This window comes from Nocardia amikacinitolerans (genome assembly GCF_900215415.1).
Taxonomy (GTDB): Bacteria; Actinomycetota; Actinomycetes; order Mycobacteriales; family Mycobacteriaceae; genus Nocardia; species Nocardia amikacinitolerans.
The window spans coordinates 229403-240586 of record NZ_OBEG01000004.1 but is presented as its reverse complement, the minus strand read 5'-3'; the positions used below and the strand labels follow the sequence as shown (position 1 = coordinate 240586).

Sequence of the window (11184 nt, the reverse complement as noted above, 5' to 3'; positions counted from 1 at the left end):
ATCACGGTGTCCGTGGTCTCACCGCGCGTGCGGTGCTGTTCAAGGGATCGCGCGACCTCATCCCGCTCTACGCGCTGTACGCGCTGCTGTTCGCCGAACACGGCCTGAACACCGCGCAGATCTCCTCGCTGCTCGCACTGTGGTCGATCACCGCGTTCGTCCTGGAGGTGCCCTCGGGCGCCTGGGCCGACACGGTGTCCCGGCGCGGCTTGCTGATTCTCAGCGGCGTGCTGGTGCTCGGCGCGTTCACGTTGTGGACCGTCGCGCCGTCCTATCCGGGCTTCGCGATCGGCTTCGTGCTGTGGGGTGTGTCCAGCGCGCTGGAGTCGGGCACGTTCGAGGCGCTGATCTACGACGACCTGGTCGCCAGGGGTGAACCCGCCGTCTATCCACGCATCATGGGTTACGCCCGGGCGGCGGCGGAAGGCGCGGTTGTCGTGGCGATCCTGGCCGCAACGCCGCTGTACGCGGTGGGCGGGTACGCGCTGGTCGGCTGGTCCAGCGTGGCGATCGCGGCGTTGCACGTGCTCGTCGCGGTGTCGCTGCCGAGCGCGCCCAAGGCGGCGTCGGTCGAGGACATCGACGAGGACGCGGCCGACGTGGGCGCCACCGTGCCGGGCGTGGTCGCGGCGGTGCCGGGTCATCCCGTGGTGCCGGTCGACGGACGCGCGGCGGCCCGTGCCGGTGGCAGCCGCGGTGTTCTCGCCCGCTATCTCACGATGCTGCGCACCGGCGTCGGCGAGGCGGTCCGGGTGCGCCGGGTACGCAACGGCGTGCTGCTCGGTGCGCTGCTGTTCGGCATCACCGCCTACGACGAGTACTTCGCGCTGCTCGCCCAGTCCGCGGGCGCGCCGACCGTGGTTGTGCCGCTGTTGGTCGGGCTCACGGTGGTCGGTTCGCTCACCGGCTCGCTGCTCGCGGGTCGTACGGCGCGCTTGTCCGCACGCACCATCGCGCTGGCCGTCGGCGTGGGCGGTCTGCTGTTCATCGGCGGCTCCCTGGTCTCGGGGCTGGCCGCCGATCGTCCGGACGCCGTGTACCTGCTGACCGGCATCGGTTTCACCGCGATCGGCATCGGCTACGGCGTGGTGCTCAACGCGGAGGTGGTCGCCGAATCGCGGTTGCAGGACGCGATCGAGGGACCGGCTCGCGCGACCGTGACGTCGGTGTCCGGTCTGCTCTCTGAGGTGGTGTCGCTGGTGATCTTCGGGTTCGTCGCGCTGGCGACGATCCGGTTTTCGATGGCGACGACGCTGGCGCTGCTCGGCTTGGTGATGTTGGCGATCGCCGCACTGACCCCGGCCTGGTTGCCGCGTCGTACGGTGCGATCCGTCGCGGGACAGAGGTGATCGGTCGCTCTTCGAGTCGGGCCGTTCCGCATTCCGCTGCGGCATTGTGCCCCGACGCTCCGCGGCAAGCGATTCTGGCAGAGCGTATTGCCAGATATGCCGATTTGTGGGACGGTCTACTCAGAACGCGCTGCAAGCGGCGCGAACCTCGAAGTGATGGGTGCAATGCAATGGCGCATGACAACCGGAAGTTCCTGCCGACTCCGAAGCTGTTCACCGAGTTCCCCTTCAAGTACGCGGTGCCGGTGCTCGCCCCGGGCGATCTGCGCTGCACCGCGGCGCAGCGGGATTCCTTCCGCCGGTTCGCCCAGGTCGGCGATCCCCTCGCGGACGACGTGGTGGCGATGATCCAGCGGCTGCCGGTCGGCGAGGGGCGCCGGATGTTCGAGACCGCCCTCGTGCACGGCATCGCCTCGGTGCCCGACGCGCCGAAAGAGCTGCGCGCGTTCTTCGAGCAGGTGGAGGCCGAGCCGTACTGGCTGGACCGGACCAAGATCGAGCGCGGGGCGCGGGTCGTCGGCCGGACCAGCGTCTGGGGTGGCATCGCGATGGGGATGTTCGCGCTGATGGGCGGGTATCTCGCGTCCCGCGCGGACAAGACGCTGGTCGGCACAGGCGATCTGGACGCGATGGCGCCACGCAGGCTCGCCGAGACCACCCAGTGGTGGCTCGACGTCACGACGCCCGGCTCGTTGGAACGCAACGGGGTCGGCTATCAGAGCGTGCTGCGGGTGCGGCTGATGCACGCGCTGGTGCGCTCGGGCATGAACCGCCGTCCGGACTGGGATTACGTGGCCTGGGATCAGCCGGTCAACCAGGTGCTCACCGTCGGAACTCTCGGCCTGTTCTCGATGGCGAACCTGGTCGGCGCGCAGGCGCTCGGTCTGCGGTTCTCCGCTCAGGAGAAGGACGCAGTCTTCCAGCTGTGGCGCTACATCGGCTTCCTGCTCGGCATCGACCCGCAGATCCTGCCGACCTGCGAGACCGACACCTGGCGTTCCTTCTGGATCCTGGCCGACACCGAGTTCATCCCCGACGAGGACTCCCAGCGCCTGGCCCAGGCGCTGATCCCCGCCGCTGGCGGACTGTTCGTCGGCGACCGCACCCCGGCGCAACGCGCGATCCGCCACCTGCTCACCCGGTACATGGTCGCCTACAGCCGAATCGTGCTCGGCCGCACCAACGCCGACTTCCTCGGCCTGCCCGACAGCCGCTTCTTCCAGTCCGCCGTGCTGGCCACGGCCGTGCTCAACGGCGCGCTGGAAGTCCCGCGCCGAGTCATCCCCGGCGCCACCCGGCTGCACGAGAACGTCGGCGCCCGCGTCCGCACCCGCCTCGTCCGCGGCTCGATCGCCCGCAACGGCGGCGACCGCACCTACGCCAGACACGACCGCTTCGCCAACGACCGCGAGGCACTGCGCGCCGGGTGAGACCGGCGCCTCGCCCGCACCGGTCCAGCGGCGGTACTCGACGGGCCGCCCGCACGTTCGCGGGGCGCGTCGCCAGCGCGGGCGTCGCCGATCGCGCCGGCGTCGGGCACGCACGCGGGCTGACGCGACAGGCAACCGCCCGCAGCGGTCCAGGAAGCGGCGATCGATGAGGCGCGGCGCGCTGCTCGCAGTGTGACCCGCCGTCCGGATCCGCATGCCTCGGTCCCGCCCCGATTCGCAACCAGGTGCGGGACCACCTGGTTCGGAGTGCTCTCGCAGGCGCACCCGCACAGGTCGGCCCGGCGGCGGCTCGTGAGCCAGCGGGTACGGTGCGGAAATGAGTGGGCGGACGAGGCTGGGGTTGGGGTGCGGGTTCTGCATCGGGGCGGGGGTCGCGGTGCAGGCGCGGGTCAACGGGGCGCTCGGGGTCCGGCTGCACGATGGGATCGCCGCCGCCACGGTCAGTTTCGGTACCGGGTTGCTGCTGCTCGCCGTCGCGTTCCTGCTCAATGCCCGGCTGCGCGCGGGGCTCGGTGACGTGCGGGCGGCGCTCGGCGATCGGACGTTGCGCTGGTGGCAGCTGCTCGGCGGGTTGTTCGGCGCGTTCTTCGTGGCGTGCCAGGGTCTGACCGTGGCGGCGATCGGCGTCACCGCGTTCACCGTCGCCGTCGTCGCCGGGCAGTTGGCGAGCAGTCTGGTCGTCGACCGGCTCGGTCTGGCGCCCAGCGGCGCGACCCCGGTCACCGCGCTGCGGATCGGTGGCGCGGTGCTGGCCGTCGGCGCGGTCTTCGTCGCCGTCGCCGACCGTTCGGGTGCGACGCCGGGCGCCCTCGCCCTACCCGAGTCGCTGCGCGCGGTCCCGTCCGCGCTGCTCATCGCGCTGCCCGCGCTGGCGGGCATCGGCTTGGCCTGGCAGCAGGCCGTGAACGGACGGGTCGGCGCGGTCGGCGGATCGTTCTCGGCCGCCCTGGTGAATTTCGCCGTCGGCCTGCTCGCCCTGTTGGTCATCGAGTCCGCCCTGCTGATCGGCATCAGCGGCCTCGGCGAATTCCCCACCGAACCGTGGCTCTACCTCGGCGGCGCGATCGGCGTCGCCTTCATCGCCCTCGCCGCCCTCACGGTCCGCTGGATCGGCGTACTACTCCTCGGCCTCACCTCGGTCGCCGGCCAACTCGCCGCCGCCATCACCCTCGACCTCCTCACCCCCACCGGCCCGCCCCTCTCACCCTGGTCGATCCTCGGCTGCCTGCTCACCTTCGCGGCGGTCGCCCTCGCCGCGAGGCAGCGGCCGGGAGAACTGTCGGCCCCGGCGAAATCCAGGTCCACGGGCTGAAGGCGGCCGAAAGTTCATCGGCCAGTCGGCCCGCCCTCGTGACCGTGGTCGATCCTCACCAATGGACCGAAGGTGACCGCCACCGGGTCCGACGTGTCGAAGGTGACCTTCGATCGGCTCGCCGAGCTGTCCAGCCGAACCTGGGCGCCGTGATTCGGCGTTCGACCGACTCTCCGCAACACCTCGAACACTCTTCCGGCGATTCCGTTTTCGAATAACCGCTGATGTGGGAGGGTGCGGCCCATGCTGATCGAATACGGGGTGTGGGTTACGCGGTTGGCGCTCGCCGTGGTGTTCGGGTTGTCGGCCTGGGGAAAACTGACCGATCGCGCCGGGACGCGGCAGGCGGTGGGGGACTTCGGGGTGCCGGTGCGGTGGGTGCCCGCCGTGGCGTGGGGGCTGCCGGTCGTCGAGGCGGTGCTCGCGGTGGGCGTCGTCCTGCCGTGGACGGCCGCCGCGGCGGCGATCGGCGTGCTGCTCCTGCTGACGGTGTTCACCGCGGTCATCGTCCGCCTGCTGCGGCTCGGGAAACGTCCGGCGTGCTCGTGCTTCGGCGCGGCAAGCGCGACGCCGATCGGCGCCCGCAGCATCGTGCGCAACGGCGTGCTGATGCTGCTCGCCGCGCTGGTGCTGTGGGGCGCGATCGCCTATCCGTCGGTGCCGGAAGCACTGCCCGCCGATGCCGCGACCGGCCTCGCGCTCGTCGCGGTGCTGTGCGCTGCGATCGCGTGGCTGGTCGGCCAGGTCGGAGCGCTGCGCCGTCGGCTGGACGAGCAGGCGCTGTCCACGTTGGGCGCCGAGGGCCTGCCGGTCGGCTCGGTCGCGCCGGAGTTCGAGTTGCTCGACGTCGCGGGCGAGCGCACGAACCTCGCGGACCTGCTCGCGCCAGGGCGGCCGGTGCTCTTGGTCTTCGTGCATCCCGGCTGCGAGCTGTGCGCCGCCCTTGCGCGCGAGCTGCCGCGCTGGCAGGCGCGCACCGCGCTGACCATCGTGGTCGTCGGGAACGGTGACGCCGCCCAGCAGGCCGCATGGGGCGTCGAACAGGGCCTCGGCGACATCCCGTCGCTGGTCCAGCAGGGCAACGAGGCGGCGCTGCGATACCGCGTCCGCGGTACACCGTCGGCCGTGCTGATCGACGCCGACGGACGGGTCGCCGCGCCCGTCGCGCGCGGGGCTATCGCGACCCGCGAGCTGATTATCGCCAGGAAATCCGTCCGCGCTCAGCTTTCCTCTCGAAGCAACGGCCAGCGCGCCGCCGCCAACGGCCGGAGCTGACCCGGCCGGCAGGTTTCCCGCGAACGAAACCAACCGCAGGTCCAAATCGATTGTCGCGCACTGAATTTCGCGAACAACGCCCCTCGCCCATGGATAGGATCGGAGAGCATCGATGCAGAACCGCGCGCGACCCCCCATCCAATCAATCGGCAGGGAGATGTCATGGCGGACTTCGCATTCACCGATTACTCGGGCAAAGAGTTCATCATCCGGCTGACCAACGAACAGCGCATCGAAGAAGCGCGCCGGATCCTGTCCGGCGCCGAGCAGATGTCGGTCCACGTCATGGGCCGGATCAGGAAGCAGCCGGTCGACTACAACCCGGGCTGGACCTTCCACCTGGACCCCGACACGATCACCTTCTTCACCGTGGCGATCGAGGTCTGCGACGCGAGCATCATCTACGTGGAAGACCACCTGGACGAGGCGTGCGGCGCGTTCCTACCGGGTTGCATGTGGTGTCCGTGGTCGTCCAGGCTGACCCGAGAGATCCGCTGATCAGCGAAGTTGTTCGCAGCGGGCCCCGGTCGACGACCACCGGCCGGGGCCCGTCGAAAACCCGATTCAGAGCTTGCGCGACCGCAGCTCGTGCCCCTTGGACGTCTTGCACCGGCCCGACTCCAGATCCCACTGCCAGCCGTGCAGGTTGCAGGTGAGGGTGTTGCCCTCCACCACACCGAACTTCGACAGATCGGCCTTCAGGTGCGGGCAGCGCCGCTGCACTTCCCAGCCCGCGAGCTCGGTCGAGGCCGAATCGTCGTGCGCCTCGGCGAACCAGCCGTCGGCGTAGGCGATGCGCTCGTCGGTGAGGCACTTGAAGAAGGTGTAGAGGAACTCGTTGTAGCCGCCGATGCGCCACGCCTGGAAACGGGTGGACAGGAAGATGGTGTTCACCCAGTCGGGCTCGTTGTCGCGCAGCACAGTGCGCACCAGCTCCGGCGCGATGCGGAAACCGTAGCGGTACTTGCCCTCACCCTCGATGGGTGCGCGCACGGCCCGCTTGGGGAAGTCGAGCACCACGGTCTCGTCGCCGATCACCAGGCCGACGGGGTAGCCGATGCCGTCGCAGATCAGATCGCTCTGCGCCATGATCGGCTCGAACAGCTTTCGCAGCGGCTCGAGCAGCGAACCGTCGCCGGTCGCCCACGAGGCCTTCTCTGCCTCCAGCACCGGTGCGAGACGTTCGGCCATCCGCTCGATGTAGCCCGCCTTGTCGGCGTAGATCTCGGCGGGGTCGAACGGGTGGGTCAGCGACAGTTCCTTGCCGCGCACGTCGGCGACCGAGCCGGGGATCATCAGGATCCCGCCCTCGTTGCCGTGGATCTCCATCTGCTCCAGGAACACCATCTGGTCAGGGAAGATGTTGCCCTCGTCGCCGCGGTCGTCGTTGAGGTAGCGCAGCTCCGGATCGAGGAACACCGGCGGGCCCGCCGACGGCACCACCCAGGTCGCGCCGACCTGCTCGATGTAGCTGCGCGCCCGGTCCATGCCGCGCTGGCGCTTTTGCTTGCCGAAGTTGGACTTGGTGCGGGACGGAATGTCGTAGACCATCGGGTACCAGATGGCGCCCGAGTACTGGAGCAGGTGGATGTCGACGTGGCCGAACGCGTCGTGCAGCACGTCCATGTCCACCGGGCGGGCGTCGTTCATGTTGAAGCAGACCGTCTCACCGTCGGAGACGACCAGACCCGAGTCGCCGATCGGTCCGTCGGCGGGCGCGCGCAAGGCGATGATCATGATGTCCAGCTCGCCGCCGGGACCGGTCACCGTGTGCTTGACCGAGTCCTCGGTCTCGACGAACTTGTGAAAGCCCAGCTTCTCCAGCTCGCGGCGCAGGTCAGGCACGGGGTAGTCCGGCAGCAGCACGGTCGCGTCCTTGTTGACGTGCTCGGCCAGGTGCTTCGCGTCGAAGTGGTCGCGGTGCAGATGCGAGACATAGAGGAAGTCGCAATTGCCCAGCTCGGCCCAGTCGAGCTGGGTGTTGTCGGGAAACGGGACCCACGAAGCGAAGTACGCGGGGTTGACCCAGGGATCGCAAAGGATCGATCCCGCCGCGGTTCGAATGTGGAATCCGGCGTGTCCGACGCTGGTGATCTGCACTAGCTGTTCCTCCTACGCCTGCTGGGCGTTGCCAGCCACCCAGGTTAATAGCTGCATTCCCATGACGACGCTCACGGTGCCCGCTACGGCGAGACGTCGCCGATGCAGTAGCCCTCGTCACCCTCGGCCAGCGTGAATGTGCGCGTCTTGGTGACGCCGGAGGAGTTGGTGACCGGCACCTCCACGGTGAGGTAGCCGGAGCCGATGCGATCCGAGAAGATCTGCTGACCTGCGAAGTCGGTGACGCCGGTCAGCTTGCCCGGGTTGTTCGCCAGCGGCGGCGCCGTGGGGCTTCCTGTGCCGTTCGGATCCCATTCGGCGGGGGTGGCCTTGCAGATCAGCGGGTAGTCGCCTTCCTTGTCGGCCGGGTCGAGCGGTTCGCCGACGAAGCGGGCCAGGTAGCGGCGCACCGTGTGGCGAGCGTCTGCGTCGTTGGGGCCGATCTCGGTGCCCGCCGGGAACACGCGCGGGCAGGCGTAGCCGGTTTCGATCGCGCCGCGCTCGACGGTGACGGTGGCGGACCTGCCCTTCCAGGTGACGGTCTTCGCCGTGGCGGTGCCGGGCTGGGCGATGGTGGCGAGGATGGTCTGCTTGTCCTCGTACATGTCGGCCACGTTGCCCGGCGCCATGGTCCAGCACTTCTCCTGGAGTTCAGCGATGGTGCCGGACTCCAGGTCGGCGGCCCAGCGCCGCAGCGCGGTCGCCGCCTCCGGCACGCCGGGCACCGCGCCGACCTCGGGGGCGTCGGCGGGCGGCGGGGGGAGGGTGCTGGTCGCCGCGGTGCTGGGGGCGGCCGACGGGACGGCGGCGGGTGGGGTCGTCAGCGCTTTCGCGGGCGCGGGATCGTCGCCGGGGATGCCCGAGACGGAATCGCACGCGCTCAACAGAAGTGCGCCGCCGAGTGCGAGCGCGGCGAGGGATCGCGCGGTACTGGAGCGTCTGCCCGGGTCGGATGTTGTCGGGGAACTCTCGCTCGATGCTGTGTTCCTGATGGTCCGGTCGCCGCACGGCAGCGGTCGGGCGCGTTCCACTTCGACGATCCTCTTTCTAGGCGCGATCGGTGCGGATCCCGGATCCGGCGGGCGTCGCGGCTGCCGGATGGGAGAGTCTGCGACTACGCTAGCGGAATTGTGGAACCCGTCTACCGGACGATCATCGGGCTGGCCCGGACCGTCTTCTTCGTGCAAGGTCTGAAGTTCACCGTCAAGGGCGCTGAACACATTCCGCCGACCGGTGGTGCCGTCATCGCGGTCAACCACACCGGCTACATGGACTTCACCTACGCCGGTCTGCCGGTGCGCAAACCCAAGCGCTACGTCCGGTTCATGGCGAAGAAGGAAGTCTTCGACAACAACATCTCCGGCCCGATCATGCGGGCGCTCAAGCACATTCCGGTCGACCGGGCGGCGGGCGCCGACTCCTACAAGGCCGCGGTGGACTACCTGCGGCGCGGGGAACTGGTCGGCGTGTACCCCGAGGCGACCATCAGCCGCAGCTTCGAGATCAAGGAGTTCAAGTCGGGCGCGGCGCGGATGGCCATCGAGGCGGGCGTGCCGATCGTTCCGATCGTCATCTGGGGCGCGCAGCGCGTCTGGACCAAGGGTTTCCCGAAGCGCTTGGGCCGCACCAACACTCCCATCTCCATCATGGTCGGCGAGCCCATCCAGCCCTACGAACCCGCCGCCGACCTCACCGCCGAGCTCCGCGCCACCATGCAGCGGATGCTGCTCGAGGTGCAGGACGGCTACGAGCACGAGCCAGGCGCCTACTGGGTGCCCGCGCGCCTCGGCGGCAGCGCGCCGACCCTGGAGCAGGCCGACGCCATGGACGCCGCCGAAGCGGCGGAGAAAGCGGCCCGCCGCGCGAGTCGCGCCGACTGACCCGCGCCCGTCAGGCCGTCACCTGGCACGGGGTGGCGGCCGGGAGGCGGCCCCGGAAGAACTTGCCAGGCGGCACGCCCATCAGGGTCCGGAAGTCGGCCGTCAGATGGGACTGGTCGTAGTAGCCGTTGTCGGCCGCGACCCGCGACCACGGGGTGTTGCCCGCGTACGCGAGGATCTGGCGGACCCGGCCGATGCGCGCGAAATGCTTGGGCGAAAGACCGATTCCCGCGCTGAACAGGTTGCGCAGTTGGCGTTCGCTGACGGCGAGGTCGGCGGCCAGCGCCGGGATCGGCCGCCCGGTCGGCTCGGCGAGCGCGGCCGCGGCTTCGCTGAGCAGGACGCGGTGCGCGCGTTGCGTGGCGCTCTCGGAAAGGCGTTGCGGTAGTTCGTCTTCCAGGAAGGCGAGGATTTCGTCGTACGGCAGTTCGCCGAGGTCGTCGGCGAGCTCGCGCACCGGACCCGGCAGGTCGGCGAGCCGCACGACCCGATCGGTGAGTTCGCCTGCGGTGACGCCGAGCATCGGTTCGGCGGCGCCGGGAGCCAACCGTAGCCGCACGCAACTCGCGGGTGCTTCCGCAACGGAGTACGTCGCCCTGGTCCGCGGACCGAGCACCAGCGCTTCCCGCCGCCCACCCGCCTCCGCGCGCAGCACGATCGTGGTCGCGGTGTGCGGGACGTGTGTGAACGGCTCGGACAGGTCGCGCACCAACGGAATTCGCCCGAGTTCGGTCAGCCACGGGCGCAGCGAGTCGGGGACGGGTTCGGTGGATTCGGCCAGTTCGACGGTTCGAACGGCGGCTCGTTCTCGGTCGGGCGCGGTCTGCACGACATCGACTCTAGGCACTTTCGCGCCGCACGTTTGTGCCGAAAGTTCCTATGAATCGGTGGTTCGGAGGCGGCACCGTCGTATCCATGATTCTGGTTACCGGTGCCACGGGCACCATCGGCAGTGAGATCGTCCGTCAGCTGGTCAAGCGGGCGGTGCCGGTCCGCGCGGTGACGCGCGACCCGGAACGGGCGCGGACGCCCGAGGGCGCCGAAGTGGTGCACGGCGACTACAAGGACGCCGCATCGATGGCGGCGGCGATGACGGGGATCGAGTCGGCGTTCCTGGTCGGCGTTCTCGGTCCGGAGGACGCAGACACCGATCGCGCGCTCGTCGCCTCGGCCCGCACCGCGGGCGTGCGGCGCATCGTGAAGCTCTCGGCGATCGGCACCGGCGATGCGGACCTCGGCCGCGTCGGCACCTGGCACCTGCCCGGCGAACAGGCGGCCAGGGAGAGCGGACTCGAATGGACCGTCCTGCGGCCGAGTACCTTCGCCTCCAACACGCTCAGTTGGTCCGAGCCCGTCCGCGCCGGCCTGCCGGTGCCCAACCTCACGGGGGAGGGGGCGCAAGGCGTCATCGACCCACGCGATGTCGCCGCGGTCGCCGTCGAAGCCCTCCTCTCCGCCACACACTCCGGCCACACCTACACCCTCACCGGCCCCGAACTGCTCACCGCCGCCGACCAAGCCGCCGCACTCGCCGCGGCCCTCGGCCACCCGATCGAGGTCGTCGACGTCCCCGAAAAACAGGCGCGCGAGCACATGCTCGCCGCGGGTATGTCTGCCGAATACATCGACGGCGCACTCGCCGGACAGGCCTACGTCCGCGCGGGCCGCAACGCCATCCGCACCGACGACGTCCGAACCGTCCTCGGCCGCCCACCTCGCACTTACGCCGACTGGGCCGCCGTGCATATCGACGCGTTCCGCCGCGCACCGGAAGCGGTCGGCTGAAGGCGACCACCTCACGACCGCGACCCACCCCG

10 protein-coding genes are annotated in these 11184 nt (G+C 69.9%); 7 read left to right on the top strand and 3 right to left on the bottom strand.

Annotated features, from left to right (window positions below):
• The first annotated feature begins 32 nt into the window (after positions 1–32).
• The 5 genes from CRP45_RS19475 (at position 33) to CRP45_RS19455 (ending at position 5885) form a co-directional block, all read left to right on the top strand.
• On the top strand, positions 33–1349 hold the full coding sequence (locus CRP45_RS19475) for an MFS transporter (RefSeq protein WP_097246288.1): 1317 nt from the start codon (positions 33–35) through the stop codon (positions 1347–1349).
• Between the two features lie 170 nt (positions 1350–1519).
• Positions 1520–2779, top strand: a complete 1260-nt coding sequence (locus tag CRP45_RS19470) for an oxygenase MpaB family protein (RefSeq protein WP_097246287.1) — start codon at positions 1520–1522, stop codon at positions 2777–2779.
• 337 nt (positions 2780–3116) lie between these two features.
• Entirely contained in the window at positions 3117–4112 is a 996-nt protein-coding gene (locus CRP45_RS19465; RefSeq protein ID WP_097246286.1) for a DMT family transporter, read from the top strand.
• A 243-nt stretch (positions 4113–4355) separates the two neighbouring features.
• Entirely contained in the window at positions 4356–5387 is a 1032-nt protein-coding gene (locus CRP45_RS19460; protein ID WP_097246285.1) for a MauE/DoxX family redox-associated membrane protein, read from the top strand.
• Between the two features lie 162 nt (positions 5388–5549).
• The gene (locus CRP45_RS19455; RefSeq protein WP_097246284.1) at positions 5550–5885 is read left to right on the top strand and encodes a BP74-related protein; all 336 of its coding nucleotides are present in this window, start codon (positions 5550–5552) and stop codon (positions 5883–5885) included.
• 66 nt (positions 5886–5951) lie between these two features.
• Here the strand turns inward: CRP45_RS19455 and CRP45_RS19450 are convergent, their stop codons facing one another.
• On the bottom strand, positions 5952–7487 hold the full coding sequence (locus CRP45_RS19450) for a Rieske 2Fe-2S domain-containing protein (RefSeq protein ID WP_097246283.1): 1536 nt from the start codon (positions 7485–7487) through the stop codon (positions 5952–5954).
• Positions 7488–7570: 83 nt separating this feature from the next.
• On the bottom strand, positions 7571–8371 hold the full coding sequence (locus tag CRP45_RS19445; protein WP_245910248.1) for a hypothetical protein: 801 nt from the start codon (positions 8369–8371) through the stop codon (positions 7571–7573).
• A 246-nt stretch (positions 8372–8617) separates the two neighbouring features.
• Between CRP45_RS19445 and CRP45_RS19440 the strand changes: the two genes are divergently transcribed.
• Positions 8618–9367, top strand: a complete 750-nt coding sequence (locus CRP45_RS19440) for a lysophospholipid acyltransferase family protein (RefSeq protein WP_097246282.1) — start codon at positions 8618–8620, stop codon at positions 9365–9367.
• Positions 9368–9377: 10 nt separating this feature from the next.
• Here the strand turns inward: CRP45_RS19440 and CRP45_RS19435 are convergent, their stop codons facing one another.
• Positions 9378–10196, bottom strand: a complete 819-nt coding sequence (locus CRP45_RS19435; RefSeq protein WP_218841171.1) for an AraC family transcriptional regulator — start codon at positions 10194–10196, stop codon at positions 9378–9380.
• 86 nt (positions 10197–10282) lie between these two features.
• On the opposite strand from CRP45_RS19435, the gene CRP45_RS19430 reads away from it, so the two are divergent.
• Positions 10283–11152, top strand: coding sequence for an NAD(P)H-binding protein (locus CRP45_RS19430; RefSeq protein ID WP_097246649.1), 870 nt, complete (start codon positions 10283–10285; stop codon positions 11150–11152).
• The last annotated feature ends 32 nt before the right edge of the window (positions 11153–11184 follow it).

Bases quoted from the DNA above. Each gene is read 5' to 3' on its own strand.
- CRP45_RS19470 (WP_097246287.1), top strand. From the start codon at position 1,520: ATGGCGCATGACAACCGGAAGTTCCTGCCGACTCCGAAGCTGTTCACC.
- CRP45_RS19465 (WP_097246286.1), top strand. From the start codon at position 3,117: ATGAGTGGGCGGACGAGGCTGGGGTTGGGGTGCGGGTTCTGCATCGGG.
- CRP45_RS19460 (WP_097246285.1), top strand. From the start codon at position 4,356: ATGCTGATCGAATACGGGGTGTGGGTTACGCGGTTGGCGCTCGCCGTG.
- CRP45_RS19455 (WP_097246284.1), top strand. From the start codon at position 5,550: ATGGCGGACTTCGCATTCACCGATTACTCGGGCAAAGAGTTCATCATC.
- CRP45_RS19430 (WP_097246649.1), top strand. From the start codon at position 10,283: ATGATTCTGGTTACCGGTGCCACGGGCACCATCGGCAGTGAGATCGTC.